The sequence below is a fragment of the Enterobacter sp. R-25 genome, from assembly GCF_049913205.1.
Taxonomy (GTDB): Bacteria; Pseudomonadota; Gammaproteobacteria; order Enterobacterales; family Enterobacteriaceae; genus Enterobacter; species Enterobacter ludwigii.
On sequence record NZ_CP183982.1, the window covers coordinates 3382336 to 3409333 of the forward strand.

General features: G+C 53.5%; 25 protein-coding genes and 6 tRNA genes. 14 read left to right on the forward strand and 17 right to left on the reverse strand.

All coding sequences use genetic code 11. The annotated features are described in order from the left end of the window. Nucleotides 1–212 precede the first annotated feature (212 nt). Nucleotides 213–1400 carry a NupC/NupG family nucleoside CNT transporter gene (locus tag ACN9MQ_RS16080; RefSeq protein ID WP_014171069.1) on the forward strand — a complete coding sequence of 396 codons (1188 nt, stop codon included), beginning with the start codon at nucleotides 213–215 and terminating at the stop codon, nucleotides 1398–1400. Between the two features lie 44 nt (nucleotides 1401–1444). Here the strand turns inward: ACN9MQ_RS16080 and ACN9MQ_RS16085 are convergent, their stop codons facing one another. The 3 genes from ACN9MQ_RS16085 to ACN9MQ_RS16095 all read right to left on the reverse strand — a co-directional run bounded on the left by ACN9MQ_RS16085 (nucleotide 1445) and on the right by ACN9MQ_RS16095 (nucleotide 4041). Continuing rightward, nucleotides 1445–3634 carry a sensor domain-containing phosphodiesterase gene (locus ACN9MQ_RS16085; RefSeq protein WP_025203504.1) on the reverse strand — a complete coding sequence of 730 codons (2190 nt, stop codon included), beginning with the start codon at nucleotides 3632–3634 and terminating at the stop codon, nucleotides 1445–1447. Nucleotides 3635–3847: 213 nt separating this feature from the next. Then, a tRNA-Ala gene (locus tag ACN9MQ_RS16090) sits at nucleotides 3848–3923 on the reverse strand. Between the two features lie 42 nt (nucleotides 3924–3965). Continuing rightward, nucleotides 3966–4041: transfer RNA gene (locus ACN9MQ_RS16095), tRNA-Ala, on the reverse strand. Between the two features lie 217 nt (nucleotides 4042–4258). On the opposite strand from ACN9MQ_RS16095, the gene ACN9MQ_RS16100 reads away from it, so the two are divergent. Then, complete coding sequence (locus tag ACN9MQ_RS16100; RefSeq protein ID WP_014171072.1) at nucleotides 4259–4621, forward strand: YfeC-like transcriptional regulator; 363 nt, start codon at nucleotides 4259–4261, stop codon at nucleotides 4619–4621. Nucleotide 4622: 1 nt separating this feature from the next. Further along, on the forward strand, nucleotides 4623–5015 hold the full coding sequence (locus tag ACN9MQ_RS16105) for a YfeC-like transcriptional regulator (protein WP_032678650.1): 393 nt from the start codon (nucleotides 4623–4625) through the stop codon (nucleotides 5013–5015). Nucleotides 5016–5059: 44 nt separating this feature from the next. Here ACN9MQ_RS16105 and gltX read toward each other — a convergent pair whose 3' ends face one another. Next, a complete protein-coding gene (gene gltX, locus ACN9MQ_RS16110) occupies nucleotides 5060–6475 on the reverse strand; it encodes a glutamate--tRNA ligase (protein WP_426021537.1) in 1416 nt (471 codons plus the stop codon). Nucleotides 6476–6733: 258 nt separating this feature from the next. On the opposite strand from gltX, the gene ACN9MQ_RS16115 reads away from it, so the two are divergent. The 4 genes from ACN9MQ_RS16115 (at nucleotide 6734) to ACN9MQ_RS16130 (ending at nucleotide 7111) form a co-directional block, all read left to right on the forward strand. Beyond that, nucleotides 6734–6809, forward strand: a tRNA-Val gene (locus ACN9MQ_RS16115). Nucleotides 6810–6850: 41 nt separating this feature from the next. Then, a tRNA-Val gene (locus tag ACN9MQ_RS16120) sits at nucleotides 6851–6926 on the forward strand. Between the two features lie 29 nt (nucleotides 6927–6955). Next, nucleotides 6956–7031: transfer RNA gene (locus ACN9MQ_RS16125), tRNA-Val, on the forward strand. A 4-nt stretch (nucleotides 7032–7035) separates the two neighbouring features. Continuing rightward, nucleotides 7036–7111: transfer RNA gene (locus tag ACN9MQ_RS16130), tRNA-Lys, on the forward strand. A gap of 204 nt (nucleotides 7112–7315) precedes the next feature. Here ACN9MQ_RS16130 and ACN9MQ_RS16135 read toward each other — a convergent pair. From ACN9MQ_RS16135 to xapA, 3 genes are all read right to left on the reverse strand, one after another. Then, nucleotides 7316–8203: a LysR family transcriptional regulator gene (locus ACN9MQ_RS16135; RefSeq protein ID WP_426021536.1), complete on the reverse strand. Its 888-nt coding sequence runs from the start codon at nucleotides 8201–8203 to the stop codon at nucleotides 7316–7318. Nucleotides 8204–8271: 68 nt separating this feature from the next. After that, entirely contained in the window at nucleotides 8272–9528 is a 1257-nt protein-coding gene (locus ACN9MQ_RS16140; protein WP_014171077.1) for a nucleoside permease, read from the reverse strand. A gap of 51 nt (nucleotides 9529–9579) precedes the next feature. After that, nucleotides 9580–10404 (reverse strand): xanthosine phosphorylase, encoded by an 825-nt coding sequence (gene xapA, locus ACN9MQ_RS16145; protein ID WP_020883094.1) that lies wholly within the window; start codon nucleotides 10402–10404, stop codon nucleotides 9580–9582. Nucleotides 10405–10611: 207 nt separating this feature from the next. Here xapA and ACN9MQ_RS16150 point away from each other — a divergent pair, with 207 nt between their 5' ends. Further along, a complete protein-coding gene (locus tag ACN9MQ_RS16150; RefSeq protein WP_020883093.1) occupies nucleotides 10612–10953 on the forward strand; it encodes a FlxA-like family protein in 342 nt (113 codons plus the stop codon). Here ACN9MQ_RS16150 and ACN9MQ_RS16155 read toward each other — a convergent pair. After that, nucleotides 10950–11885 (reverse strand): LysR family transcriptional regulator, encoded by a 936-nt coding sequence (locus ACN9MQ_RS16155; protein WP_020883092.1) that lies wholly within the window; start codon nucleotides 11883–11885, stop codon nucleotides 10950–10952. The two genes, ACN9MQ_RS16150 and ACN9MQ_RS16155, sit on opposite strands and share 4 nt — an antisense overlap. 89 nt (nucleotides 11886–11974) lie before the next feature. Here ACN9MQ_RS16155 and ACN9MQ_RS16160 point away from each other — a divergent pair, with 89 nt between their 5' ends. Continuing rightward, a complete protein-coding gene (locus ACN9MQ_RS16160; RefSeq protein ID WP_014171081.1) occupies nucleotides 11975–12970 on the forward strand; it encodes a bile acid:sodium symporter family protein in 996 nt (331 codons plus the stop codon). On the opposite strand, the gene ACN9MQ_RS16165 is transcribed toward ACN9MQ_RS16160, so the two are convergent. The 3 genes from ACN9MQ_RS16165 to zipA all read right to left on the reverse strand — a co-directional run bounded on the left by ACN9MQ_RS16165 (nucleotide 12967) and on the right by zipA (nucleotide 16255). Continuing rightward, nucleotides 12967–13182 carry a DUF3820 family protein gene (locus tag ACN9MQ_RS16165; protein ID WP_014171082.1) on the reverse strand — a complete coding sequence of 72 codons (216 nt, stop codon included), beginning with the start codon at nucleotides 13180–13182 and terminating at the stop codon, nucleotides 12967–12969. The genes ACN9MQ_RS16160 and ACN9MQ_RS16165 overlap by 4 nt on opposite strands. 1 nt (nucleotide 13183) lies before the next feature. After that, nucleotides 13184–15199 (reverse strand): NAD-dependent DNA ligase LigA, encoded by a 2016-nt coding sequence (ligA, locus tag ACN9MQ_RS16170; protein WP_121339186.1) that lies wholly within the window; start codon nucleotides 15197–15199, stop codon nucleotides 13184–13186. Between the two features lie 69 nt (nucleotides 15200–15268). Then, on the reverse strand, nucleotides 15269–16255 hold the full coding sequence (zipA, locus tag ACN9MQ_RS16175) for a cell division protein ZipA (RefSeq protein ID WP_020883089.1): 987 nt from the start codon (nucleotides 16253–16255) through the stop codon (nucleotides 15269–15271). Between the two features lie 230 nt (nucleotides 16256–16485). On the opposite strand from zipA, the gene cysZ reads away from it, so the two are divergent. The 5 genes from cysZ (at nucleotide 16486) to crr (ending at nucleotide 21279) form a co-directional block, all read left to right on the forward strand. Continuing rightward, nucleotides 16486–17247 (forward strand): sulfate transporter CysZ, encoded by a 762-nt coding sequence (gene cysZ, locus ACN9MQ_RS16180; RefSeq protein ID WP_014171085.1) that lies wholly within the window; start codon nucleotides 16486–16488, stop codon nucleotides 17245–17247. A 163-nt stretch (nucleotides 17248–17410) separates the two neighbouring features. Further along, on the forward strand, nucleotides 17411–18382 hold the full coding sequence (gene cysK, locus ACN9MQ_RS16185; protein ID WP_426021535.1) for a cysteine synthase A: 972 nt from the start codon (nucleotides 17411–17413) through the stop codon (nucleotides 18380–18382). Nucleotides 18383–18699: 317 nt separating this feature from the next. Continuing rightward, on the forward strand, nucleotides 18700–18957 hold the full coding sequence (gene ptsH, locus ACN9MQ_RS16190; protein ID WP_000487600.1) for a phosphocarrier protein Hpr: 258 nt from the start codon (nucleotides 18700–18702) through the stop codon (nucleotides 18955–18957). A gap of 44 nt (nucleotides 18958–19001) precedes the next feature. Continuing rightward, nucleotides 19002–20729: a phosphoenolpyruvate-protein phosphotransferase PtsI gene (ptsI, locus tag ACN9MQ_RS16195; protein ID WP_284942929.1), complete on the forward strand. Its 1728-nt coding sequence runs from the start codon at nucleotides 19002–19004 to the stop codon at nucleotides 20727–20729. Between the two features lie 40 nt (nucleotides 20730–20769). After that, nucleotides 20770–21279, forward strand: a complete 510-nt coding sequence (gene crr, locus ACN9MQ_RS16200) for a PTS glucose transporter subunit IIA (protein ID WP_003861316.1) — start codon at nucleotides 20770–20772, stop codon at nucleotides 21277–21279. Between the two features lie 44 nt (nucleotides 21280–21323). On the opposite strand, the gene pdxK is transcribed toward crr, so the two are convergent. The 6 genes from pdxK to cysP form a co-directional block, all read right to left on the reverse strand. Then, the gene (gene pdxK / locus ACN9MQ_RS16205) at nucleotides 21324–22160 is read right to left on the reverse strand and encodes a pyridoxine/pyridoxal/pyridoxamine kinase (protein ID WP_426021534.1); all 837 of its coding nucleotides are present in this window, start codon (nucleotides 22158–22160) and stop codon (nucleotides 21324–21326) included. Nucleotides 22161–22165: 5 nt separating this feature from the next. Continuing rightward, on the reverse strand, nucleotides 22166–23077 hold the full coding sequence (gene cysM / locus ACN9MQ_RS16210; protein ID WP_014171089.1) for a cysteine synthase CysM: 912 nt from the start codon (nucleotides 23075–23077) through the stop codon (nucleotides 22166–22168). A 112-nt stretch (nucleotides 23078–23189) separates the two neighbouring features. Continuing rightward, nucleotides 23190–24284 carry a sulfate/thiosulfate ABC transporter ATP-binding protein CysA gene (cysA, locus tag ACN9MQ_RS16215; RefSeq protein ID WP_014171090.1) on the reverse strand — a complete coding sequence of 365 codons (1095 nt, stop codon included), beginning with the start codon at nucleotides 24282–24284 and terminating at the stop codon, nucleotides 23190–23192. Then, on the reverse strand, nucleotides 24274–25149 hold the full coding sequence (gene cysW, locus ACN9MQ_RS16220; RefSeq protein ID WP_020883085.1) for a sulfate/thiosulfate ABC transporter permease CysW: 876 nt from the start codon (nucleotides 25147–25149) through the stop codon (nucleotides 24274–24276). The genes cysA and cysW overlap by 11 nt, the downstream gene beginning before the upstream one ends. Beyond that, nucleotides 25149–25982 carry a sulfate/thiosulfate ABC transporter permease CysT gene (cysT, locus tag ACN9MQ_RS16225; protein WP_020883084.1) on the reverse strand — a complete coding sequence of 278 codons (834 nt, stop codon included), beginning with the start codon at nucleotides 25980–25982 and terminating at the stop codon, nucleotides 25149–25151. Before cysT ends, cysW begins: the two co-directional genes overlap by 1 nt. Continuing rightward, nucleotides 25982–26995 (reverse strand): thiosulfate/sulfate ABC transporter substrate-binding protein CysP, encoded by a 1014-nt coding sequence (gene cysP, locus ACN9MQ_RS16230; RefSeq protein WP_014171093.1) that lies wholly within the window; start codon nucleotides 26993–26995, stop codon nucleotides 25982–25984. Before cysP ends, cysT begins: the two co-directional genes overlap by 1 nt. Nucleotides 26996–26998 lie beyond the last annotated feature (3 nt).

A 26998-nucleotide genomic window follows, 5' to 3' on the forward strand; every position in this document is an offset into this window, starting at 1 on the left:
ACAAAACCTGCAATCGCGCACGCTTTTGTGAAGACTAGCACACAAACTTAACTTTTCACGCATTTACCTAACATAACAAAAATGTATTGTGGATCACTAATTTTGAGACTCGTCACAGGATGTAACTATAGTGTGTCCTTGATCTCGTTTTCTTTTCGCTTGTTACATAGAATGTGCACGAAAATTAAACCTGCCTCATATTTGGAGCAAATATGGACCGCGTCCTTCATTTTGTCCTGGCACTCGTTGTCGTTACTGCGCTTGCGTTACTGGTCAGCCATGACCGTAAAAAAATCCGCATCCGCTTTGTTGTTCAGCTTCTCGTTATTGAAGTTTTGCTCGCGTGGTTCTTCCTGAACTCCAACGTGGGGCTTGGCTTCGTAAAAGGCTTCTCCGAAATGTTCGAAAAACTGCTCGGATTCGCCAACGAAGGGACGAACTTTGTCTTCGGTAAAATGAACGACGAAGGTCTGGCGTTCTTCTTCCTGAAGGTACTGTGCCCTATCGTCTTCATCTCTGCGCTGATCGGTATTCTGCAACACATTCGTGTGCTGCCCGTCGTTATCCGCGCCATTGGTACCGTACTCTCCAAAGTTAACGGCATGGGTAAACTGGAATCGTTCAACGCCGTCAGCTCCCTGATCCTGGGTCAGTCTGAGAACTTCATCGCCTATAAAGACATCCTCGGTAAGATGTCCCGCAACCGCATGTACACCATGGCAGCCACCGCAATGTCTACCGTCTCCATGTCTATCGTGGGTGCGTATATGACGATGCTGGAACCTAAATACGTGGTTGCCGCGCTGGTCTTGAACATGTTCAGTACCTTTATCGTTCTCTCTCTGATCAACCCGTACCGTGTTGACGAAGGCGAAGAAAACCTGCAGATGGCAAATCTGCATGAAGGTCAGAGCTTCTTCGAAATGCTGGGTGAGTACATTCTGGCTGGTTTCAAAGTGGCGATTATCGTTGCGGCGATGCTGATCGGCTTTATTGCCCTGATTTCTGCTCTGAACGCCCTGTTCGCAGCGGTTCTGGGTATCTCCTTCCAGGGCATTCTGGGCTACATCTTCTACCCGGTTGCCTGGGTGATGGGTGTTCCTGCACATGAAGCGCTGCAGGTAGGCAGTATCATGGCGACTAAACTGGTCTCTAACGAATTCGTTGCGATGATGGATCTGCAGAAAATTGCCAGCACGCTCTCGCCACGCGCGGAAGGCATCCTGTCCGTGTTCCTGGTCTCCTTCGCTAACTTCTCTTCCATCGGTATTATCGCCGGTGCGATTAAAGGTCTGAATGAAGAACAGGGTAACGTGGTTTCTCGCTTCGGTCTGAAGCTGGTTTACGGTTCTACGCTGGTGAGCGTACTGTCTGCCTCTATTGCGGCACTGGTACTGTAACACCTGCAGCGAAATAAAAACCGGGAGCTCAGCTCCCGGTTTTTTTATGTCCGTAATTCATTAAGCGGTTTGGGTTTGCCAATCAGGTAACCCTGCAGATAGTCGACCCCGAAGTGAAGCAGCTTCTCCCGCTGTTCCGGCGTTTCAACATATTCGGCCACCACACTCAGTGATTTCGTCTTCGCCAGGTTGCAAATCGACTGCACGATCATCGCATCCATATCGTCGGTACAGATATCTTTCACAAAGCACCCGTCAATTTTGATGATGTCCGCCTGCAAACGTCTGAGACGTTCGTAGTTGGCATATCCGGTGCCGAAATCATCAATCGCGATCCGGAAACCGCAGTCCCGCAACTGCTGAATGTTTTTGATACTGCTGCCCGAATTAGAGAAAGCCTGCTCTTCGGTGATCTCAATCACCACCGCCTGTGGTGCTACGCCATAGCGTTCAAAGAGCGAGCAAATCTCGATGGCCACCTCTTTTTGCATCAACGTCAGGGGCATCAGATTGACAGAAAAACGCACACCGGCATGCGTCGCTGGATGATCGCGCAGCCACACCAGTAATTTTTCCATCACGCACATGTCAAAGCGGTGGCTCAGGTTAAACTGGGCAATCAGCGGTATAAAGCGGTCTGGGGTGATGATCTCGCCCTCGCTTTCCATGCGCGTCAGTATTTCGTAATACCCGCTACCATCTGCCTTCTGGATTGGCTGGGCGTATAAATGAAACTGTCCGGCATCCAAAGCATGTTTAATGCGTGCTAACATCAAAACCCGCTCGGTTGTTTGTCCTGATGCCACCTCGAGGCTATTGGTGAGCGCCAGTACATTATGCGCTCCGCAAGATTGCTCAGCCAGCCAGCTGAGCTGCCCCAGCGTATGGTGTAACTTCTCACCGTTTTCAACCATTCCCCAGGAAGCGCCAAATTCAATATCCAACCCGGTGTTGTTCCAGACAATCTTACGGCTGTTCAGCTGATCGACCATATGCTGCAGGCGCTCAGCGGTTCCCGGCCCCAGCAATACCAGCACCAGTTCGCTGCCCGGGAGCTGGAAAAGCCGCTCATCTTTTTGCAAAAATGGCTGCAGCGAGGTGGTCACCATCCGTTTGCAATGCACCCGCATAAGAATGCCGTAGTGACGACTCAAGAACTCGAGGTTGTCCATTCGCAGACAGCACACTTTGGCATCAGGGTGGTCCTGCAGAAAATCTTCCAGTGCACGAATGTTCGGTAAACCGGTCAGCGGATCGGTTAGCGCCCTGTCCTGCCAGTCCTGCTTCAGCCACTCGCTGCGCTGATAAATCCGCGACATATAGAGCAAACAGATGGCGAAAGAGATAAGGACAGACAAAATAAAGGAGAGCGAATGGCCTGACTCCACGCCATTGAGGAAATTATAGTTATAGGTCAACAGCAGAAGTGCGGATGCCGCCCAGAAAAGAGAAATGAGCGCGTAGCTCAGGCGACTGATCCCTAACGTAAAGAGAATAAAAATCACTGGCATTAAATAGCCCGCAATAATAGGTGACTCAAAAGGAGCACATAAAATTGCGAGGATGACGATTAAAAGCATCAGCCAGACTAATATATATAGCGATTTCTTTTGAAAAAACACGGGCTTCACACTGCGTCGCCAGAAGGTGATGGCATAACGTGGATTAATTATCATTCTTAACGGGTAATAGAACATCATGGTAAATATCAACGCCGCGCAGATCAGACTTTGTATATCGACTACGTTATAAATTGCGGTACCTTCACCGAAGAAGGTTGAGATAGTAACCGGGAAATGGAACAAATAACCTGCCAGGTACATCGACACTTTTATGCCTATCGGTACCATAAAGCCGAGCCAAAATATCCGTAACCCAATATGCTTGTTCGGCACGCAGTAGCGCCAGCGCTTGCCCAGTATGATCCTGAGGATGCCGCACCCCGCAAACACCGAGAACGTCTGACAGAACAATAAAACTGAATATTGTAGCGGTGCTAAATCAATGCTGAATATATTAGTGATAGTAAAACTTAACAGAACAGGAATAACCGCCCGACGCCCAAATACCAGAATAACCGCCAGCATTACGCTTAAAGGCAGCCATGCTAAATATACGTCATGACCATTAACAACAGCGCGCGGAGAGATATAACGGGAGAATGGCACCGCAACCAGGCAAAGCGCCAGGGCAGTTATAAATATCTTTACATTATTGTAAGTTTTTCTATTCATTAAGTTAGATAATCTATTTTCCATTCGTATCATTGACCGGATGGATAATAGGTTTATTAATTGCGCGAATCAAGTTGAAGTCTATTTATAGACCGCTTTATTGATTTTGATTGAGGTGAGGTACAAAAATACCTCTATTTCAGCAACAAATCAGGGTGAAGAGTTTTACAAAAGCATAAAAAAACCCCCGTCTTTCGACGAGGGTTCAAATTTTGGTGGAGCTAAGCGGGATCGAACCGCTGACCTCTTGCATGCCATGCAAGCGCTCTCCCAGCTGAGCTATAGCCCCACATGTTGACTTTACTGACCGCACTCTGTTGGGTTCAGAGTGTGGTGGAGCTAAGCGGGATCGAACCGCTGACCTCTTGCATGCCATGCAAGCGCTCTCCCAGCTGAGCTATAGCCCCATCGTAAAGCTGTCATGTTGACGGGCGGCATAATATGAATTCCGCTGCGGAGTGTCAACGGCAAAATCAATGACGGCGGTTCAATCGCCGAAAAATCATGCAAATGAATCACTTTGCGAGTCTGCTCGCAGTCATGAGTTAAGCCTGTCACATTTTCCTCTAAAACGGTGCTATAAAATGAGCCGTTAATTAACCCCACGAATATTCAGGAAATTGCATGATCAAGGAACGAATGACGCCAGAAGAGTTAGCCCTGCTCACTGGCTATAGCCGCCAGACCATCAATAAATGGGTACGCAAAGAGGGTTGGATTACATCGCCAAAACCAGGAGTCCAGGGCGGCAAAGCGCGTCTGGTGCACGTTAATGAAAAAGTGCGTGAGTTTATCCGCAGCGCGCGCCGGGCAAGTGAAACGTCTGAGATACCAGAAAGTGCCAGCCATGATGGCTCGCTTCACTCCCTGCTCCTGACGCTGGCAAATGAAATGACGCCGGAAGAGCAAAGGCAGATGACATCACTGTTACTGCGGGAAGGGATTACCGGATTGTTGCAACGTTTAGGGATACGCGACCAGAACTGATATGAAAAGATTCCGTAGCAAAATGACCACCGAAGAGCTGGCAGAAAATTTGGGTGTTGCACGGCAAACGGTGAACCGCTGGATACGCCAGCAGGGATGGAAAACCGAGGGCGTCAATGGGGTGAAAGGCGGACGTGCACGGCTGATTCACATTGATGCCCGCGTGAAGGAGCACATCATGAGCCTCCCGGCTGTCCGTAACCGTCAGGCGGTGTACCATCTGGCGGAGGTGACATCGTTGTACAGTGACCCCTCCTCTACTTTGCGTCCTGGGATCATCGAGACGCTGGAGAATATGACGCACCTTGAGCAGGAGCGTCTGGATGCCTTACTAAAGCGTGAAGGGATATGCGGCTTTCTTGCACGTCTCGGCATTGCTGAATTTAATGCATAAAAAAACGGCAGGTCTCCCTGCCGTTTTTCATGGTTCAGGCGTTATTACTGCTGATTTTCGCGCTCAGTAATAAAATCCAGCGCCTTGTTAATGCGCGCTACGCTGCGTGATTTACCAATGGCATGAACGGTAACATCGAGTGCCGGAGACTGACCCGCACCGGTGACTGCCACACGCAGTGGCATACCCACTTTGCCCATACCAACTTCCAGCTCATCTGCCGTCGCCTGAATGGCATGATGCACATTCTCGGCAGTCCAGTCAGTCATCGCCACCAGTTTGTCACGCACCACTTCGAGTGGCTGACGCGCAACCGGACGCAGGTGCTTCTTCGCCGCGTCCGCGTCGAACTCGTCAAACTCTTCATAGAAGTAGCGGCAGCTTTCAGCGATCTCTTTCAGCGTTTTGCAACGCTCGCCGAGCAGTTTCACCAGTTCCGCCAGTTCAGGGCCAGTACGAGTATCAATATTTGCCTGCTCGATGTGCCACTGCAGGTATGTCGCCACATATTCCGGCTGCATGGTATTGATGTAGTGGTGGTTTAGCCAGAGCAGCTTATCAGTGTTAAACGCGCTCGCAGATTTGCTCACCGCGCCCAGAGAGAACAGATTGATCATCTCTTCACGGCTAAAGATCTCCTGATCGCCGCTGGACCAACCCAGACGCACCAGATAGTTCAGAAGCGCTTCCGGCAGATAGCCGTCGTCGCGATACTGCATGACGCTGACTGCACCGTGGCGTTTAGACAGTTTTTTGCCGTCGTCGCCATTGATCATGGACACGTGCGCATAGACCGGAACAGGGGCGTTCAGCGCTTTCAGGATGTTGATTTGACGTGGGGTGTTGTTGATATGGTCTTCGCCACGGATAACATGCGTGATTTCCATATCCCAGTCGTCAACCACAACGCAGAAGTTATAGGTTGGGGAACCGTCGGTGCGGCGGATGATCAGATCGTCCAGCTCCTGGTTGCTGAATTCGATCGGGCCACGGATCTGGTCGTCAAAAATTACCGAGCCGTCCTGCGGGTTAGCAAAACGCACCACGCACGGTTCATCAGCAGCATGCTCGCTATGGTCATGGCGGCAGCGGCCGTCATAACGCGGTTTTTCACCCTTCGCCATCTGATCTTCACGCAGCGCATCAAGGCGTTCTTTGGAGCAATAGCATTTATACGCTGTACCCGCGACCAGCATCTCATCAATCACGGCGTTGTAGCGGTCAAAACGTTTGGTCTGGAAATACGGGCCTTCGTCCCACTCCAGATTGAGCCAGTTCATACCATCCATAATGGCTTCAATTGCTTCCGGCGTGGAGCGCTCGAGATCGGTGTCTTCAATACGCAGTACGAACTCACCTTTGTTGTGGCGTGCAAAAAGCCAGGAATAGAGAGCGGTACGTGCACCACCGACGTGAAGATAGCCTGTCGGGCTCGGCGCGAAGCGAGTTTTGATTTTCATGAAATGGCCTTACGTTATAAAGATGCCGGCAATCGGCAAATCCTGGGAAAAAAACAATGGGCAATATTCTATCACTGTGGGGGGATTCCTCAATGTTGATCCCTTTATCGTGAGGGAGTTTGCGATTTTTGTTTAGAAATCATGCGTCATCGCCCGTTTCGCGATCGTTTTGTTTAATTTTACGACGAACGAATAAAAACTTTAGAAAATGCGTTGACTCATTTTCAACTCTCCCTATAATGCGACTCCACACAGCGGGGGTGATTAGCTCAGTTGGTAGAGCATCTCCTTTACACGGAGGGGGTCGGCGGTTCGAGCCCGTCATCACCCACCATCTACTTAAGTAGACTCGCAGTGTAGATAAGTATTGAGATTGGGCGATTAGCTCAGTTGGTAGAGCATCTCCTTTACACGGAGGGGGTCGGCGGTTCGAGCCCGTCATCGCCCACCATTCTCACCTTATCGCAGCAGTTCCGAAATGGGCGATTAGCTCAGTTGGTAGAGCATCTCCTTTACACGGAGGGGGTCGGCGGTTCGAGCCCGTCATCGCCCACCATTTCGGGTCGTTAGCTCAGTTGGTAGAGCAGTTGACTTTTAATCAATTGGTCGCAGGTTCGAATCCTGCACGACCCACCAATGTTAAAAAGCGCCCTAAAGGCGCTTTTTTGCTATCTGCGGTATGGATGATTCGAACCTGCAGCAGGTCCGAGCCGAACGCAGTGAGGCAACAGAGCCGTTTACGGCGACGGCCCGAAGGGCGAGCGAAGCGAGTCATCCTGCACGACCCACCAATGTAAAAAAGCGCCCTAAAGGCGCTTTTTTGCTATCTGCGGTATAACATCACCCTTCCGTCAACGTTGCTATCAACGACTTAATCGCCGGTGTCGCCTGCTTCTCGTCATACACCACATACAAATCTACCGGTATACGTACCTGTAATGGACGAAATACCACACCGGGCCACTGCATTTGCGCATAGCTGTCAGCAGCTAACGTAATCCCCATTCCCATGCTGATCATTGCCAGCACCGTCTGCGGTTCATCGGCTTCACGCACTATCATCGGTGAAAAACCGGCCTGCTGACACACTCGCTGTAAGAACGACCAGTCAGAATGCGCAGACGGCATAGTTACAAAGTACTCATTCTGCAGTTCGGTGAGCGCAATTGCGCTTTCCCCCACCAGCCGGTGATCCTCCGGCAGCGCAACCAGAAATGCCGCATCCCGTAAGCGGATACTGGTAAATCCTGCGGTGGGCTCGGTTGCCATTCGCCAGATCCCGACATCCAGCTCCCGACGCTCCAGCAGCGCCATTTGCATTACCGGCGACTTTTCGCGAAAGACAACATCAACGTTCGGATGCTCTTTCAAAAATGTGCGCATGACCGTGCGCACTTCGCTCCACATGGCGGTACCGACAATGCCCAGCGCAATCCGCCCCGCCTCACCCCGTCCAATTTGTTCGACCCGCGCCAGTGCCTGGTTTGCGCTGGCAAGCAGTCGACGGGACTCTTCCATCAATACTTTACCCGCATGGGTCAAGGCGACGCTTCGTGAGTGGCGAATAAACAGTAAGGTACCGAGCTGACTCTCCAGCTCTTTTATATGCAGGCTCAACGGCGGCTGCGACATATTGAGACGGGCCGCAGCCCGTCCAAAATGAAGTTCCTCAGCGACGGCCAGAAAATAGCGCAGCAGCTTAAGGTCGGTTCGGTAGACGCGTTCCATCAACACATATCCTGGCGATAACACTTATGCTCCCACCTTAAAGCCTTTCACCGCCAGCCGGGAAAACTTTAATGCGCAACTGTGCGCAACTCGCTGTTTTTACTGGTGTGGCGATAGTTAAAGCTGAAATAAAACACCACGGCGAGCACCAACGCATACGCCGCAAATACCAGCCAGATGGTCTGCCAGTCTTTCACCCCATCCACGGAGAAATAATCTACCGCCGCGCCGCTCAATACCGATCCGAAATAAGCACCGATACCGTTAACAGTCGTCATAAACAGCCCTTGCGCGCTGGCGCGGATATCAGCGCTTACCTCCTGTTCGACAAACACCGAGCCGGAGATGTTGAAGAAGTCGAACGCGCAACCGTAGACCAGCATTGACAGCATCAACAGCCCGACGCCTGTCGCGGAAGGATCGCCATATGCAAAGAGTCCAAACCGCAGCATCCAGGCCACCATACTCATCAGCATCACGGTTTTTATGCCAAAACGTCGGAGGAAGAAAGGAATGGTCAGGATGAACAGCACCTCTGACATCTGCGAGACGGAGAGCAAAATAGAAGGATATTTAACGATAAAGCTTTCCGCATACGCCGGATTACGCGCAAAATCATGCAGAAAGGGGCTACCGAAAGTATTGGTGATTTGCAGCACGGCGCCCAGCAGCATCGCAAACAAAAAGAACACCGCCATTCGGGGTTGTTTAAACAGGACGAACGCATTCAGGCCAAGTTTGCTTGTCAGCGACGATGAGGTTTTATTCTTCGCCACCGGAATGGCCGGTAACGTCAGTGAATAGAGCGCCAGAACCAGCGACGCGGCAGCAGCAATGTAGAGTTGAATGTTGGTTAACTCTGCCCCCATCAGGCTTATGGCCCACATCGCCACAATGAAGCCTACCGTGCCATAGACCCGCACCGTTGGAAAATGGGTCACCGTGTCCAGCCCTGCCTGCTCAAGACAGGAGTAGGAAATGGTATTCGATAGCGCAATGGTCGGCATAAAGGCCATGGCATTAACCAGCATGACCCAGAACATCAGCCCCGGTTCATTGACCTGCGCGGCATAGCAAAGCGCAACAGCACAGACGAGATGGCAAATCACGTATGCACGATCTGCCCGCAGCCACTTATCGGCAATAATGCCCACCAGCGAGGGCATCACGATCGCGGCAAGCCCCTTCGAGCTGTAGACCATACCCACGTCAGAGCCGGAAAAACCCAGGGTGTTAATCATGTAAGCGCCGAGAGTAACGAGCCAGCTTCCCCAGATAAAATATTGCATAAAGGACATCATCTTTAAGCGCGTCGTGATGTTCATACCCGATTCCTTATAGCAGAGTGACCCTCACGGGCCACGATGTTGTTTCGCTCAGGCAAGCTGGCGCAGAAAACCGCAGATAAGATCGATGAAGTTCTGGCGAGAGAGTTCGGCGGCAGCAAGCGTTTGTTCATGCGACAGTTTTACATCGCTCAGACCTTCAGCAAGGTTGGTTATGGCCGAAACGGCGACCACCTTCAGGCCACAGTGGCGCGCCGAGATCACTTCCGGCACCACTGACATTCCCACCACATCTCCGCCGATGATCTGCATCATGCGGATCTCAGCCGCGGTTTCGAAGTTAGGGCCTGGATAAGAGACAAACACCCCTTCATGCAATGGAAAGCCCTTCTCGCTCGCCACGGTCTGCAGCAGGGCACGGCAATCTGCATCATAAGCATTGGCCAGCGAGAAAAAACGGTCGCCAAAACGGTCATCGTTCAGCCCGACCATCGGAGTACCCGGCAGGGTGTTGATGTGGTCGCAGAGGGCAACCAGGCTTCCCGGTTCAACCTCCGGACGTAACGAACCGGCGGCATTGGTACTGAACAGCAGTTCGCAGCCCAGCAGTTTGAAGGTGCGGATTGCATCGGTCATGACGGCGATGCCGCGGCCCTCATAGAAGTGACCGCGCCCTTTCATACAGGCGACCGGAACACCGGCAAGATGCCCCAACACCAGCTCACCGGCGTGACCGTGAACGGTGCTCACCGGGAAGCCCGGCAGTTTTTCATAGCTCAGTACCACAGCGTCAACAATCTGCTCGGCGAGCGCGCCAAGACCTGAGCCGAGAATAAACGCAACCCGCGGAGTGAAATCAGGTTTAGCGGCACGAATGATGTCGGCAGAGAACCAGGGATTATTCGAGAGGGTCATAAAAGCTCCTTGAGAATTAAGATCGCGATATCACCGATCGCATGACCTTAGTCTTATATCTGGAGCCTGCGGGTTACCTCCAATACACTTTCTCGGCACCATCAATACTGATTTGGTATCAATACCTTTCCCTGCCAGATATGGCAGTTTTGCTCAAGCTAATTGCGTTGGCGCCGATACCTCTGTTTTACAGCGAGAGGAAAAAGTATGACGACCATTCAGGCTACAACCCAGCCCATTCAAACCAGCGGTGGCGGGAGTCGTTCTTCCGGCGGCAACGATATCGCTGCCCAGATCAGCCGCATCACTGACAAGATAACCAAGCTGACTCAACAGCTAAAAGAGGTTGCGAACGGTTCCGGCAGTGCGGAAGAGAAGAAGAAACAGCAGGAGCTTATCCAGGTGCAAATCAAAGTGCTGCAGGCACAGCTCGCGCAGCTGCAGCGCCAGCAGGCGGAAGAAGCCCAGAAGAAACAAGAGCAAAGTCTGGTCAACGTGGAAGGTCCGAAAAACGCATCAGACAATCATCAAATAGACATCTACGTCTAACGCTCTGTTGAGTTAAACAGTGGATCGCGTATACGGGCCTCGGTTAATCGTTGCGCCTGGATACGCACCACTTCCCAGATAGCCTGCGCAGCCCCGGAGAGCGAACGGTTTTTTCGCCGTACCAGCATCAGTTTTCGCTCAATAGCAGGCGTCAGTCGCTTCACGACCAGACGGCTTCCCTGCGGCAAAGGGAGCGCCAGGGCGGGTAATACACTGATCCCTATGCCGGCCTCCACCATGGGAAACAGCGTTGCCGGATGTCCAATCTCCTGCACAATGGTCGCCTTAACGCCCTGCGTCACCAGCGCAGAATCAATCAGCGGACGGCTGCCTGAGGCATAATCCTGTAATACCAGGTTCGCTCCCTGCAACGCCTGCCAGAGAACAGACGGCTGCGCGGCTAGCGGATCGTCGTCCCGGCAAAGCAACAGAAACGGCTCAGAAAGCACAATTTCACACTCCAGGTCACTCACCTGACCAGGATCGATAACAATACCAAAATCCACATCGCCCTGACGGATGCTCTCCAGCACCCACTGCTGCGGCCTGTCATGCAAAACAAAATCGATATCCGGATAGCGATGATTACCCTCTGCAATACACTGCGGGATAAGGTGCGCGGATATCGTCTGGCTGGCCGCAACCCGCACGGTACCCGACAGCTGCTGTCCCAGTCGACCTACATCTCTGAGCGTACTATTGAGTTCGTCCAGCAGCCGTTCAAGGCGCTGAGCCAGCTGCTGTCCGGCTTCCGTGAGCACGACTTCACGCGTGGTGCGATCAAGCAGCCGGACACCCGTCTGGCTCTCCAGCTCTTTCACGCTGTGGCTTACCGCGGACTGGCTCAGGCCGATGATCTCCCCTGCCCGACTGAAGCTGCGGGCATGGGCTACGGTGACAAAGATGCGAAGCTGGCGTAAGGAATAATTCATCTGTTTAATTCATGAATGGATGCAATAAATCAATTTTATTTCTCAAACAGAAAAAAGCACAATAGCGATATCTGTTTTCAGGAGTCATTATGAAACTATTTCGTATTCTTGATCCGTTTACGCTTACTCTGGTTGTCACGGTATTACTGGCCTCCTTCTTCCCTGCGCGGGGCGGGTTCGTTCCTTTTTTTGAAGGACTGACGACCGCGGCCATCGCGCTGTTGTTCTTTATGCACGGCGCAAAGCTCTCACGCGAAGCCATTATTGCGGGGGGGAGCCACTGGCGACTGCACCTGTGGGTGATGTGCAGCACGTTCATCCTCTTCCCTGTACTCGGCGTACTGTTCGCATGGTGGGCGCCGGTGAATGTCGACCCGGCCCTTTATACCGGCTTCCTGTATCTGTGCATTCTGCCGGCCACCGTGCAGTCCGCTATCGCGTTTACCTCTCTGGCGGGCGGTAACGTCGCAGCCGCAGTCTGTTCAGCGTCGGCATCCAGCCTGTTAGGGATTTTCGTTTCGCCGCTGCTGGTGGGTCTGCTGATGAACATGCACGGCGCGGAAGGTAACCTGGAACAGGTAGGTAAAATCTGTCTGCAGCTGCTGTTGCCGTTTGTGCTGGGTCATCTCTCTCGTCCGTGGACGGGCGCGTTTGTTGCAAAGCACAAAAAATGGATCTCAAAAACCGACCAGTCATCGATTCTGCTGGTGGTCTATTCAGCCTTCAGTGAAGCGGTTGTGAATGGCATCTGGCATAAGGTGGGCGCAGGCTCGCTGCTGTTTATCGTGGTGGTCAGCCTTGTTCTGCTGGCGATTGTGATTGGCGTAAACGTCTTTGTGGCCCGCAAGTGCGGCTTCAACAAAGCCGATGAAATTACCATTGTCTTCTGTGGCTCGAAGAAGAGCCTGGCGAACGGCATTCCTATGGCAAACATTCTCTTCCCGACCTCAATGATAGGGATGATGGTACTGCCACTGATGATTTTCCATCAGATCCAGCTGATGGTCTGCGCGGTGCTGGCGCGTCGTTACAAACGCCAGACGGAAAAACAGGCGCAGGAAGAGACCCGCGCCGCGAAAGCTTAAGGACGTTTCAGGGGCTGAACCAACTGCGTCAGCCCCTCGGTTTTAATCAGTAACGTGATAGCCATCAGCTCACCCAGTCGTCCGGCCGGGAACCCATCTTTGCGGGCAAACCACAGCAAATAATCTTCCGGTAAATCAATCAGCCTACGGCCCTTATATTTACCGAATGGCATCTCCGTGTTGGCGATCTCAACGAGCTGCTCTTTCTCCACGTTACTCTCCTAACAGGCGCATCATTTCCGCTTCGTCGATAACCTCAATGCCCAGCTCCTGAGCTTTAGCAAGCTTCGAACCGGCGGCTTCCCCGGCAATAACCAGGTCGGTTTTCTTCGACACGCTGCCTGCCACTTTTGCCCCCAGCGCAACCAGTCGCGCTTTAGCATCATCACGTGAAAGCTGGCTCAGGCTGCCGGTCAGAACGACCGTTTTGCCGGCAAACGGGCTGTCGATCTCGTCAGCGTTGACCACGACCGGAGCCGGCCATCTGATGCCCTCTTCCAGCAGCTTGCCGATCACCTCGCGGTTGCTCTCTTCGGCAAAGAAGTTAAAGACATGCGTCGCGACGACAATCCCCACGTCCGGGACTCTCTGCAGCTCGTCAATACTCGCTTTTTCCAGAGCTTCCAGCGTACCGAAATACGCCGCCAGCCCCGCCGCCGTGGCTTCGCCCACTTCGCGAATACCGAGCGCATAAAGGAATCGGGCAAAGGTTGTCTCTTTGGCAGCATCCAGGGCATTAACCACATTCTGGGCCGACTTCGGTCCCATGCGATCAAGACCCGTGAGTTTACCCGCGGTCAGTTTGAAGAGATCTGCAGGCGTATGAACATATTCTTTCTCTACCAGCTGATCGATAATTTTGTCACCCATTCCGTCGACGTCCATCGCCCGACGGGAAACGAAGTGCTTCAGTGACTCTTTACGTTGTGCCCCGCAGATTAAGCCGCCCGTACAGCGAGCCACCGCTTCACCTTCAACGCGCTCAACGTCAGATCCACATACCGGGCAATGCGTCGGGAACACGATGGCGCGCGTATCGTCAGGACGCTCTGACTCAACCACGTTCACCACCTGCGGGATAACATCGCCCGCGCGACGAATCACCACTTTGTCACCAATGCGCAGGCCGAGACGTTCAATTTCATCGGCGTTATGCAGCGTGGCGTTACTCACCAGCACGCCAGCAACCTGCACCGGCTCCAGACGGGCAACCGGGGTAATCGCGCCCGTACGGCCCACCTGGAACTCCACGTCACGGACAAAGGTCATCTGCTCCTGCGCCGGGAATTTAAACGCCACTGCCCAGCGTGGCGCGCGCGCCACAAAGCCTAACTGCTCCTGCAGCGCAAGTGAGTTAACCTTGATAACCACGCCATCAATATCAAAACCAAGCGTCGGGCGGTCTTCTTCCACTTTGCGGTAGAACGCCAGCACGGCTTCCGGGGAGTCGCACAGCTGAACACGGTTACTCACCGGCAGGCCCCACGCTTTAAACTGCAATAAACGTCCGAGATGGGTATCCGGCAGTTCACCGCCTTCCAGAATCCCGACACCATAGCAGAAGAAAGTAAGCGGTCGCTTCGCGGTGATACGGGGATCAAGCTGGCGCAGGGAGCCTGCCGCCGCATTACGCGGGTTAGCAAACACTTTCCCGCCGGTACGGCGCGCCTCTTCGTTGATTTTCTCGAAGCCCGCCTGCGGGAGGAATACTTCACCGCGCACTTCCAGACGGGCTGGAATATTATCCCCTTGCAGCTTCAGCGGGATCGCACGGATGGTGCGTACGTTGGTGGTAATGTCTTCACCCGTCGTACCATCACCCCGCGTCGCGGCACGCACCAGCACACCGTTTTCATAGAGAAGGCTGACCGCCAGACCATCCAGCTTCAACTCGCAGCACCAGGTCAGGGAGTCGCTGCTTTTGAGGCGATCCTGCACGCGCTTGTTAAACGCGAGGAAGCTCTCTTCATCAAAGACGTTATCCAGAGACAACATTGGGACTTCATGACGTACCTGACTGAAAGCACCCAGCGGCTCCGCGCCCACGCGCTGCGTGGGTGAGTCGGGCGTAATCAATTCCGGGTGCTGCGCCTCTAGCTCGCGCAGCTCGCGCATCAGACGGTCATACTCCGCATCCGGCACTTCCGGCGCGTCCATAACATGATAGAGGTATTCATGATGGCGAAGCGTGGTTCGCAGTTCAGTGAGTTGTTGTTCGATTGAGTCCATATCACACCATCAATGAGAAAAAACCCCCGACATGCGGGGGTTGAGGAGGAGTCGATGTAAACGCGATGATTACGCGTTGGCTTCCTTAACTTCGCGGATGCGGTCCTGATACTCGCGCAGTTTCTGCGGCGTCATCATACGACGCTGATCGTCGAGCACCACACCACCGACTTCGTCAGCAATGTGCTGTGCGGACTGCAGCATCAGCTTAAAGTTTTGCAGTTCATCACCGTAGGACGGCACCTGCATGAAGATAGTGACACCCGGCGTCACGAAATCACCGGTCATTTCCGGGTCAAAGGTGCCAGGGTTAACCATATTGGCCAGGCTAAACAACGCCGGACCGCTACCGTCAGGACTCAGGTGACGATGGAAAATATTCATGTCGCCAAACTTGAAACCTGCCTGTTGAATGCTGTTAAGCAGGACATCGCCATTCAGGTGGGTGCCATGATGCGCAGCCACGTTCATGATGATGACCGCTTCTTTACGCTGCGGTTTTTCAACAACCGGTTCTGGCTCAACCACGGGCTCTGGTTCAACGAGCGGGGCCGGCGCAGGCTGAGGTGCAGGCTGCACGTGAACAGGCTGCTGCGGTTGGTGTACCGGCTGCGCAGGCTGTTGTGGCGCGGGTTGCTGCACAGGCTGTTGCTGAACCGGCTGTGGCGCAGCAGGCTGCTGATGGACAGGCTGTTGCGGCGGCTGACGCACCGGCTCTTCTCCAGGCTGCGGCGCCTGCTGGCGCGGCTGTGCAGAAGCATACGGCGGTTGATACTGGTGCTGCGGAGGCTGACGAGGGGCTTCATGCTCCCCATGAGCCGCGCCGGGCGCAGTATTGACCCGATGAACACGAACTTCACCCACGCCGTCGTCGTCGCTTCCGTCGATGTCATTTTCACTGTCATCGTCATCACGACTGGACTTCATGCGCTTCAGTGGGCGATCGCGAAACATAGAGGAACGCTCTTTACGGCTGGTCCAGAAACCATGTACCAGTAAAGCGATTATGGCGATCGCGCCAACAATGATTAATATCAGACGCAAATCCTGCATCATTATATTCTCTGTTGTTCTAACACCTTGCCACCACGGCAAACATTTACTCACTAAGAGTATTTGCCGTTTACGTCAAGTGCAAGTGTGTGCAGAGCATTCACAGCATAAAGATGAACTAAATCGTGCTTTTTGCTGTTTTTTCGAACATTTCCGAACTGGTCATTGGTCCGTAAGTGGATAATATAGGCGGGCAATTCCACTGGTTGTGAAAAAAGGAGTACAGCCTGGTTATGGTTTCAACATCATCTTCTCCCCCGCGCAGCGGCGTCTGGTATTTTTCTCAGGGCTGGAAACTGGTCTCACTGCCGGGGATTCGTCGCTACGTCATTCTGCCGTTGCTGATTAACATTATCCTGATGGGCGGCGCGTTCTGGTGGCTGTTCACCAGACTGGAGAGCTGGATCCCTTCGCTGATGAGCCATGTGCCGGACTGGCTGCAGTGGCTGAACTACCTGCTCTGGCCGGTAGCGGTTATCTCCGTGCTGCTGGTGTTCGGCTACTTCTTCTCGACGATTGCAAACTGGATAGCTGCGCCGTTTAACGGCCTGCTGGCAGAACAGCTGGAAGCACGTCTTACCGGCGCAACGCCGCCGGATACGGGTATGCTGGGGATCATGAAAGATATCCCACGCATCATGAAGCGCGAATGGCAGAAGTTTGCCTGGTATCTTCCCCGCGCCATTGTGCTGCTTATCCTTTATTTTGTCCCTGGCGTCGGTCAGACGGTGGCCCCGGTGCTGTGGTTCCTGTTCAGCGCCTGGATGCTGGCAATCCAGTACTGCGATTATCCGTTCGATAACCACAAGGTGCCGTTCAAAACGATGCGCAGCGCCCTGCGCACGCAAAAAGTCGCGAATATGCAGTTCGGGGCGCTGACCAGTCTGTTCACCATGATCCCGGTGCTCAACCTGTTCATCATGCCGGTCGCCGTTTGCGGCGCAACGGCGATGTGGGTTGACTGCTACCGTGCTAAGCACGCGTTATGGAAGTAATGCAAAAATGTGTAAAAAGGGGGTGGCTTATGCCGCCCCTTATTCCATACTGATCCCCATTATTTCCTTGCAGTATATAGATATGCGAATTCCTTACTTCCCCATACCTGTTCAACAGGTATGCTGGGACGGTATCCCAATTTCATACAGTTAAGGACAGGCCATGAGTAAGATTTATGAAGACAACTCGCTGACTATCGGTCATACGCCCCTGGTTCGACTGAACCGTATCGGTAATGGACGCATTCTGGCGAAGGTCGAATCACGTAACCCGAGCTTCAGCGTAAAGTGCCGTATCGGTGCAAATATGATTTGGGATGCTGAAAAACGTGGCGTGCTGAAGCCAGGCGTTGAGCTGGTTGAACCGACCAGCGGTAACACCGGTATCGCACTGGCCTATGTTGCGGCGGCGCGCGGTTATAAACTGACGCTGACCATGCCTGAAACCATGAGCATCGAACGTCGCAAACTGCTGAAAGCGCTGGGCGCGAATCTGGTGCTGACCGAAGGTGCCAAAGGCATGAAGGGTGCGATTCAGAAAGCAGAAGAGATTGTTGCCAGCGATCCGGCGAAATATCTGCTGCTGCAGCAGTTCAGCAACCCGGCGAACCCGGAAATTCACGAAAAGACCACCGGCCCGGAAATTTGGGAAGATACCGACGGTCAGGTTGATGTATTTATCTCCGGTGTAGGCACCGGCGGAACCCTGACTGGCGTGTCGCGCTATATAAAAGGCACAAAAGGTAAAAAAGACCTGATTACCGTTGCCGTGGAACCAACCGACTCGCCGGTGATCACCCAGGCGCTGGCGGGCGAAGAGATTAAACCCGGCCCACATAAAATTCAGGGTATCGGTGCCGGCTTCATTCCGGGCAACCTGGATCTGAAGCATATTGATAAAGTGGTGACCATCACCAACGAAGAAGCTATCTCTACCGCACGTCGTCTGATGGACGAGGAAGGTATTCTGGCGGGCATCTCTTCCGGTGCTGCTGTTGCGGCAGCGCTCAAACTTCAGGAAGATGAGGCCTTTACCAATAAGAATATTGTGGTTATCCTGCCTTCATCGGGTGAGCGTTACTTGAGCACCGCACTGTTTGCCGATCTGTTCACTGAAAAAGAACTGCAACAGTAATGCCAGCATGTTAATAACGCGTAAAAAAGCACCTTTTTGGGTGCTTTTTTGTGGCCTGCTTCAAAGTTTTACCCCTCCTGGCATTGATTCACCCCGTTGGGTCTGGTATTTAAACCAGCAATTATTTTGATGCGTGAAATTAATCAGTGAACGAAATAGCCTTGCTGAATCGATTTTATGATTTGGTTCAAGTCTTGCTTTCGCTGCATAATGTTTAATGACGATCGAAACGTCAGCGCTAACAATACAGGCTAAAGTTAAGTCGCCAGGCTAGACTTTAGTTCCACAACACTAAACCTATAAGTTGGGGAAATACAATGTTCCAGCAAGAAGTTACCATTACCGCTCCGAACGGTCTGCACACCCGCCCTGCTGCTCAGTTTGTTAAAGAAGCGAAAGGCTTCACTTCTGAAATCACTGTGACTTCCAACGGCAAAAGCGCCAGCGCAAAAAGCCTGTTCAAACTGCAGACTCTGGGTCTGACTCAGGGTACCGTTGTCACCATCTCTGCTGAAGGTGAAGACGAGCAGAAAGCAGTTGAGCATCTGGTAAAACTGATGGCTGAGCTCGAGTAAGTTTCCGGGTTCTTTTAAATATCAGTCACAAGTAAGGTAGGGTTATGATTTCAGGCATTTTAGCATCCCCGGGTATCGCTTTCGGCAAAGCACTGCTGCTGAAAGAAGACGAGATCGTCATCGACCGGAAAAAAATTTCTGCCGACAAGGTTGATCAGGAAGTTGAACGTTTTCTGAGCGGTCGTGCCAAGGCATCTGCGCAACTGGAAGCAATCAAGACTAAAGCTGGCGAAACTTTCGGTGAAGAAAAAGAAGCCATCTTCGAAGGGCACATCATGCTGCTCGAAGATGAGGAGCTGGAGCAGGAAATCATAGCCCTGATTAAAGATAAAAGCATGACGGCAGACGCTGCTGCGCATGAAGTTATCGAAGGTCAGGCAACTGCCCTGGAAGAACTGGATGATGAATACCTGAAAGAGCGTGCGGCTGACGTACGTGACATCGGTAAGCGCCTGCTGCGCAACATCCTGGGTCTGGCCATTATCGACCTGAGCGCTATTCAGGATGAAGTCATCCTGGTTGCCGCCGATCTGACCCCGTCTGAAACCGCACAGTTGAACCTGAAAAAGGTCCTCGGTTTCATCACTGACGCGGGCGGCCGTACCTCCCACACCTCTATCATGGCGCGTTCTCTGGAACTGCCTGCCATTGTGGGTACCGGTAGCGTCACCTCTCAGGTTAAAAACGACGATTATCTGATTCTGGATGCCGTAAACAACGTGGTTTACGTCAACCCAACTAACGAAGAGATCGAAAAACTGCGCGCGGTTCAGGAGCAGGTTGCGACTGAGAAAGCGGAACTCGCTAAGCTGAAAGACCTGCCAGCCATCACTCTGGACGGTCATCAGGTTGAAGTGTGCGCAAACATCGGTACCGTACGTGACGTCGATGGCGCTGAGCGCAACGGCGCGGAAGGTGTGGGTCTCTATCGTACTGAATTCCTGTTCATGGACCGTGACGCGCTGCCAACTGAAGAAGAACAGTTTGCTGCGTACAAAGCTGTGGCTGAAGCGTGTGGCTCTCAGGCGGTTATCGTCCGTACCATGGATATCGGTGGCGACAAAGAGCTGCCGTACATGAACTTCCCGAAAGAAGAGAACCCGTTCCTGGGCTGGCGTGCGATTCGTATCGCGATGGATCGTAAAGAGATCCTGCGCGATCAGGTTCGCGCTATCCTGCGTGCGTCTGCTTTCGGTAAACTGCGCATCATGTTCCCGATGATCATCTCTGTTGAAGAAGTGCGTGCACTGAAGAAAGAGATCGAAATCTACAAACAGGAACTGCGCGACGAAGGTAAAGCATTAGACGAGTCAATTGAGATCGGCGTGATGGTGGAAACACCTGCGGCGGCGACCATTGCGCGTCATTTAGCCAAAGAAGTTGATTTCTTTAGTATCGGTACCAATGATTTAACGCAGTACACCCTGGCAGTTGACCGTGGTAATGATATGATTTCACATCTCTACCAGCCAATGTCACCGTCCGTACTGAACTTGATCAAGCAAGTTATTGATGCTTCTCATGCAGAAGGTAAATGGACTGGCATGTGTGGTGAGCTTGCAGGCGACGAACGTGCTACACTTCTGTTGCTGGGTATGGGTCTGGACGAATTCTCTATGAGCGCCATTTCCATCCCGCGCATTAAGAAGATTATCCGTAACACGAACTTCGAAGATGCGAAGGTGTTAGCAGAGCAGGCTCTTGCTCAACCGACAACGGACGAGTTAATGACGCTGGTTAACAAGTTCATTGAAGAAAAAACAATCTGCTAATCCACGAGATGCGGCCCAAATTACTGCTTAGGAGAAGATCATGGGTTTGTTCGATAAACTGAAATCTCTGGTTTCTGATGATAAGAAAGACTCCGGAACTATTGAGATTGTTGCTCCGCTCTCCGGCGAGATCGTCAACATCGAAGACGTGCCGGATGTAGTGTTTGCTGAGAAAATCGTTGGTGATGGCATTGCTATCAAACCAACTGGCAACAAAATGGTTGCTCCAGTTGACGGCACCATCGGTAAAATTTTTGAAACCAACCATGCGTTCTCTATCGAATCTGATAGCGGTATAGAACTGTTCGTTCACTTCGGTATCGACACCGTTGAACTGAAAGGCGAAGGCTTCAAACGTATCGCGGAAGAAGGCCAGCGTGTTAAAGTTGGCGACCCGGTCATTGAATTCGATCTGCCACTGCTGGAAGAAAAAGCCAAGTCTACCCTGACGCCGGTTGTTATCTCCAACATGGACGAAATCAAAGAACTGATCAAACTGTCTGGCAGCGTCACCGTGGGTGAAACCCCGGTTATCCGCATCAAGAAGTAATTCTTGCCGCACAGAAAAATGGCGCCTTCGGGCGCCATTTTTGTTTATGCGGGCAGGATAAGCTCGTCGTAGCCTTTCGACTGCGTATAAATCATCACATCTGTGACGCGGTCTCCTGCCATGCGAATCGCATCGGCAACGGTTTTGCCCTCAACGATCCCGCTCACCAGCTCTGAACAGAAGAGGTCGCCCGTGCCTTTCAGGTCCGTTTCAACACGCGGATGCGCACTGACGGTCACACCGTCTCGGGTAACCAGCACCACGTGAATATTCTCCGGATAGTCCGCCACCGGCGCACTGGTGATGGCCACCCATTTCAGCGTGTCGGAAAGTAACCCCTGCGCTGCCGCTATAGCACTTTCAGGCGTACGACACGGTTTACCGCTTAACACTTCCAGCTCAAAGACGTTAGGCGTGATCCCCTGCGCCAGTGGCAGCAGGTACTCCCGATACGCCTCAGGGATATCAGGTTTCACATACATCCCACTGTCAATATCGCCAATAACGGGGTCAACCAACACCAGCAGGTCAGGATGCTGCGCTTTGATCGTGGTGAGCCACTGCGCCAGGCATTTTATCTGGCTGGCGCTGCCCATGTAGCCCGTGGTAACAGCTTTAAGCTCGCGCAGGATTTCGCGCTCTTCCAGCGCCTTAAGATACCCGCTGAACCATTCATCGGGGATCACGCCGCCGTAAAAGGTATCGTAGTGCGGCGTGTTGCTGAACAGCACGGTCGGCACGGCGGTGACGGTCAGCCGGTGGGTACGAATGTTCGGCACCGCAATGCTGTTCCCCACGCTGCCGTAAACCACCTGCGACTGTACCGCGACAATATCGGTTTGCTGCGCCCGGGTGTTATCCCGGAATAAAATCATCTCCATGACGCTTAAATCCCCGCCCCCTGCGTATAACTCTCTTCACCAAAGACGCCGGTAGAAAGATAGCGATCGCCGCGGTCGCAGATAATCGCCACCACGACAGCCCCGGGATGTGCCTGCGCAACACGCAATGCTCCCGCTACCGCGCCACCCGAGCTGACCCCGCAGAAGATACCTTCACGCACGGCCAGTTCACGCATCGTATTCTCCGCCTCGCGTTGATGAATATCCAGCACCTGATCCACCAACTGGGCGTTATAAATACCCGGCATGTATTCCGCCGGCCAGCGGCGAATACCCGGTATGCTGCTCCCCTCTTCCGGCTGCAGACCCACAATCGTTACCGCCTTTTCCTGCTCGCGCAGAAAACGGGATACGCCGGTAATGGTCCCTGTCGTGCCCATGCTGGAGACGAAGTGAGTGATGCGCCCGTTGGTCTGCTGCCAGATTTCCGGACCGGTAGTGGTGTAGTGAGCGTACGGGTTATCCGGGTTATTAAACTGATCGAGCAGTTTGCCTTCACCGCGTTCGGCCATGGCTAGCGCCAGGTCGCGCGCCCCTTCCATCCCCTCTTCTTTAGAGACCAGAATCAGTTCAGCACCATAGGCGCGCATCGCCGCACGGCGCTCCTGGCTCATGTTATCGGGCATCAGCAACGTCATGCGATAGCCTTTCAGCGCGGCAATCATTGCCAGCGCAATACCGGTGTTACCGCTGGTGGCTTCAATCAGCACGTCGCCGGGCTGAATTTCACCGCGTTTCTCGGCCTGCACAATCATGGACAATGCAGCCCGGTCCTTCACCGAACCGGCAGGGTTATTGCCTTCGAGTTTGACCCAGATTTCGCTGCCGTTGTCCGGCCCCATGCGCTGAAGTTTGACCAGAGGGGTGTTGCCGATGGTGTGTTCTAATGTGTTCAAGATCGCTGTCCAATAAAAAGCCCGGTGGCGCGCAGCGCTCCGGGCATACGGAGATCATATTCCAGACCGGCTAAGCGCAGCGCCTCCGGTCAAACTACGTGTCATTAACCTATCAGGCTGACTCCGCCAGAGCAATATCCTCGCGCGTCTCTATGCGCTCATTGCCATGATAAATACGGGCATGCTGCAGCCCAACAAACAGGCGTTCGCCCCGGTACGGCGGCTCGTCATCACGCATCACCACCGTCAGCGGCTCGGTATACCAGCCCAGCGGTTGTACCACCAATTGGGTGTAGTGCCCTTTAGGGCTAGCTTCCAGCACCTGCACCGGCAGCGGTGAATCCAGACTCGTCCGGCGGCTCACGTCCACTTCCCAGGGACGCAGGAACAGATCGACCGGCCCCTGATGTGCGGAGGTGTATCCCAGCGGCCAGCGGTGTGCACCCACGTGGAATTGCCCACCGCGGATGGTGCCCTGCAGCCGGTTAACTTCGCCCATAAACTCGAGGACAAATCGGGTCGCCGGTTCACGCCAGAGCTGCTCTGGTTCATCAACCTGCTCGATGTTCCCCTGGCTCATCACCACCACGCGGTCTGCGACTTCCATCGCCTCTTCCTGATCGTGGGTGACGAAGACGCTGGTGAACTTCAGCTCTTCATGCAGCTGACGCAGCCAGCGGCGTAACTCTTTACGCACCTGCGCATCCAGCGCGCCAAACGGCTCATCCAGCAGCAGAATTTGCGGCTCAACGGCCAGGGCCCGCGCCAGCGCGACGCGCTGCTTCTGGCCGCCGGAAAGCTGCGCCGGGAAGCGGTCAGCCAGATGCGCAAGCTGTACCATCTCCAGCAGTTTGGTCACTTTCGCTTTGATGGTGGCCGCATCCGGACGCTCGCGGCGAGGCAGCACGGTCAGACCGAAAGCGATGTTATCGAACACGGTCATATGGCGGAACAGCGCGTAATGCTGGAACACAAAGCCCACTTTTCGGTCGCGGGCGTGCAAACGGCTTACGTCGGTACCGTGAAAACGAATATGTCCGCTGGTCTGATGCTCAAGCCCGGCGATAATGCGCAGCAGCGTGGTTTTACCCGAGCCAGACGGCCCGAGCAGTGCCACCATTTGTCCGGAAGGGATATCCAGCGAGATATCATTCAGCACCTGGGTGCGACCAAAAGACTTCTTAATATTGGCAATCTCAATGCTCATGATTTCCCTCCTGGTGCTGACGTTTTTCCTGGTTCTCTAAACGCCACTGCACCACACTCTTCAAAAACAGGGTCAAAATCGCCATCAGCGTCAGTAACGCTGCGGCAGTAAAGGAACCGACGGTGTTGTAGTCCTGTTCCAGTAATTCAATCTGTAACGGTAACGACAGCGTTTCGCCGCGGATGGAGCCCGAGACGACCGAAACTGCACCGAACTCGCCAATGGCGCGGGCATTGGTCAGCACGACGCCGTAGAGCAGCGCCCAGCGAATATTCGGCAGCGTCACGCGGCGGAACATCTGCCAGCCGGATGCGCCCAGCAGAATTGCCGCTTCGTCTTCGTTGCTGCCCTGGCTTAACATCACCGGGACCAGTTCGCGCACCACAAATGGACAGGTTACAAACACCGTGACCAGCACCATGCCCGGCCAGGCAAACATGACCTGCAGGTTATGCTCATCCAGCCAGCCGCCCAGCGGGCCGTTAGAGCCGTAGAAGAGCAGATAAACCAGACCGGCCACTACCGGCGACACGGCAAACGGGATATCCAGCAGGGTCAGCAGCAGCTGACGTCCCGGGAAGTTAAAGCGCGTTACCAGCCAGGCCAGCAGCGTACCGAACACCAGGTTGACCGGCACCGTGATAAGCGCAATCAGGACGGTCAGCCAGATGGCGTGCAGCATATCCGGGTTCGCCAGGTTTTCCAGCGCGGGCATCAACCCCTTGCTGAACGCCTGAACAAAAATATAAATCGTCGGCACGACGAGAATGAAGGCGGACACCAGCACGCCCGTACCAATCAGAAACCATTTTCCCCAGTTGATACGGGGAGCATCGTATCGCTTCAATTGAGTAACTTCCGCCATCAGTGACCTACCACGCGTCGACCAAAGCGACTTTGCAGAGTGTTAATTGAGTAGAGCAGCAGCAGCGATGCGGCAAGAATGACCGAGGCAATCGCGCTCGCCGCCGGGTAATCAAACTCCTGCAAGCGGATAAAAATCATCAGCGAGGTGACTTCGGTTTTCCACGCAATGTTCCCGGCAATGAAAATAACCGCGCCGAACTCACCGAGGCTACGGGTAAACGACAGCGCGATACCGGCCAGCAGCGCTGGAGAAAGCTCAGGCAGGACGACCTTGCGGAAGCTCTGCCAGCGCGTGGCACCCAGCGTTTCCGCCGCTTCTTCGTATTCAGGGCCTAATTCTTCGAGCACTGGCTGCACGGTGCGTACAACAAAAGGAATGCTGGTAAACGCCATCGCGACCGCGATACCGAGCCAGGTATAGGTCACTTTGATATCAAGCTTCGCCAGCCACTCACCGTAAAACCCGTTCACGGAAAAGAGCGAGGCGAGGGTTAACCCCGCCACTGCCGTCGGCAGCGCAAACGGCAGGTCCATTAACGCGTCGAGCAGCGTACGGCCCGGGAAACGGTAGCGGGTTAAGATCCACGCCATCAGCAGGCCAAAGGCCCCGTTAAAAATGGACGCCACAAACGCCGACAGCAGCGTCACCTTATAGGCTGCGACGACCTGCGGGTTGGTTATCACTTCCCAGTACTGCGCCCAGCTCATTTGCGCAAGCTGCATCACCAGCGCGCTGAGCGGTAACAATAAGATCAGGCAGACGAACAGCAGGCTGGTCCCGAGGCTTAAGGTAAAGCCCGGCAGCACGCGTCTGGTAGAGACTGCAAACATTACTTACGCCCCGCCGCCAGCAATTTGTCTAACTCACCGCCGCTGGCAAAATGCGTTTTCATGACATCAGGCCAGGAGCCGAAATGGTCTTCCACGCGGAACAGCTCGGTCTGCGGGAATTTATCCTTCAGTTTGTTCATCACATCCGGGTTATTCACGCGGTAGTAGTAATCGGTAATGATCGTCTGCGCCTGTGGGCTGTACAGGTAGTTGAGGTAAGCTTTTGCCGCTTTCTCTGTGCCGTTGGACTGCACGTTTTTATCTACCCACGCTACCGGGAACTCGGCGAGGATATTGGTTTTCGGGATAACGACCTCGAAACCCTGCGCCTCGTACTGTTTGCGGATATTATTCACTTCCGACTCAAAGCTGATCAGCACATCGCCCAGGCCGCGCTCTGCAAAGGTCGTGGTCGCGCCGCGACCGCCGGTATCAAACACCTCGACGTTTTTCAGGAACTGGGTCATGAACTGCTCGGTTTTCGCTTTATCGTTACCGTCAGCTTTGTCCGCCGCGCCCCACGCTGCCAGATAGGTATAGCGCGCGTTACCGGAGGTTTTTGGATTCGGGAAAATCAGCTTCACGTCGGAACGCACCAGGTCATTCCAGTCGTGGATATTTTTCGGGTTGCCCTTACGCACCAGGAAACCCATGGTGGAGTAGAACGGTGAGCTGTTGTTCGGCAAACGACTCTGCCAGTCAGCGGCGATCAGCTTGCCTTTGTCGTGCAGGATCTGCACGTCAGTGACCTGGTTATAGGTCACCACATCCGCTTTCAGCCCCTGGAGAATGGCCAGCGCCTGCTTGGACGACCCTGCGTGTGACTGTTTAATGGTCAGCTTGTCGCCGTTGTTGTCTTTCGCCCACTGCTGTTCAAACGGTGGGTTAAGGGCGGCAAACAGCTCGCGGGAAACATCATACGAACTGTTCAGCAGCTCAGTAGCCTGCGCCTGTGCCACCAGCAGCAAACCTGCCAGTGCCAGCGATCCTTTTTTCAGTACAGTAACGGCCATTGC

Coding starts and splice junctions, on each gene's coding strand:
- ACN9MQ_RS16080 (WP_014171069.1), top strand. CDS start 213: ATGGACCGCGTCCTTCATTTTGTCCTGGCACTCGTTGTCGTTACTGCG.
- ACN9MQ_RS16085 (WP_025203504.1), bottom strand. CDS start 3,634: ATGAATAGAAAAACTTACAATAATGTAAAGATATTTATAACTGCCCTG.
- ACN9MQ_RS16100 (WP_014171072.1), top strand. CDS start 4,259: ATGATCAAGGAACGAATGACGCCAGAAGAGTTAGCCCTGCTCACTGGC.
- ACN9MQ_RS16105 (WP_032678650.1), top strand. CDS start 4,623: ATGAAAAGATTCCGTAGCAAAATGACCACCGAAGAGCTGGCAGAAAAT.
- gltX (WP_426021537.1), bottom strand. CDS start 6,475: ATGAAAATCAAAACTCGCTTCGCGCCGAGCCCGACAGGCTATCTTCAC.
- ACN9MQ_RS16135 (WP_426021536.1), bottom strand. CDS start 8,203: ATGGAACGCGTCTACCGAACCGACCTTAAGCTGCTGCGCTATTTTCTG.
- ACN9MQ_RS16140 (WP_014171077.1), bottom strand. CDS start 9,528: ATGAACATCACGACGCGCTTAAAGATGATGTCCTTTATGCAATATTTT.
- xapA (WP_020883094.1), bottom strand. CDS start 10,404: ATGACCCTCTCGAATAATCCCTGGTTCTCTGCCGACATCATTCGTGCC.
- ACN9MQ_RS16150 (WP_020883093.1), top strand. CDS start 10,612: ATGACGACCATTCAGGCTACAACCCAGCCCATTCAAACCAGCGGTGGC.
- ACN9MQ_RS16155 (WP_020883092.1), bottom strand. CDS start 11,885: ATGAATTATTCCTTACGCCAGCTTCGCATCTTTGTCACCGTAGCCCAT.
- ACN9MQ_RS16160 (WP_014171081.1), top strand. CDS start 11,975: ATGAAACTATTTCGTATTCTTGATCCGTTTACGCTTACTCTGGTTGTC.
- ligA (WP_121339186.1), bottom strand. CDS start 15,199: ATGGACTCAATCGAACAACAACTCACTGAACTGCGAACCACGCTTCGC.
- zipA (WP_020883089.1), bottom strand. CDS start 16,255: ATGATGCAGGATTTGCGTCTGATATTAATCATTGTTGGCGCGATCGCC.
- cysZ (WP_014171085.1), top strand. CDS start 16,486: ATGGTTTCAACATCATCTTCTCCCCCGCGCAGCGGCGTCTGGTATTTT.
- cysK (WP_426021535.1), top strand. CDS start 17,411: ATGAGTAAGATTTATGAAGACAACTCGCTGACTATCGGTCATACGCCC.
- ptsH (WP_000487600.1), top strand. CDS start 18,700: ATGTTCCAGCAAGAAGTTACCATTACCGCTCCGAACGGTCTGCACACC.
- ptsI (WP_284942929.1), top strand. CDS start 19,002: ATGATTTCAGGCATTTTAGCATCCCCGGGTATCGCTTTCGGCAAAGCA.
- crr (WP_003861316.1), top strand. CDS start 20,770: ATGGGTTTGTTCGATAAACTGAAATCTCTGGTTTCTGATGATAAGAAA.
- pdxK (WP_426021534.1), bottom strand. CDS start 22,160: ATGGAGATGATTTTATTCCGGGATAACACCCGGGCGCAGCAAACCGAT.
- cysA (WP_014171090.1), bottom strand. CDS start 24,284: ATGAGCATTGAGATTGCCAATATTAAGAAGTCTTTTGGTCGCACCCAG.
- cysW (WP_020883085.1), bottom strand. CDS start 25,149: ATGGCGGAAGTTACTCAATTGAAGCGATACGATGCTCCCCGTATCAAC.
- cysT (WP_020883084.1), bottom strand. CDS start 25,982: ATGTTTGCAGTCTCTACCAGACGCGTGCTGCCGGGCTTTACCTTAAGC.
- cysP (WP_014171093.1), bottom strand. CDS start 26,995: ATGGCCGTTACTGTACTGAAAAAAGGATCGCTGGCACTGGCAGGTTTG.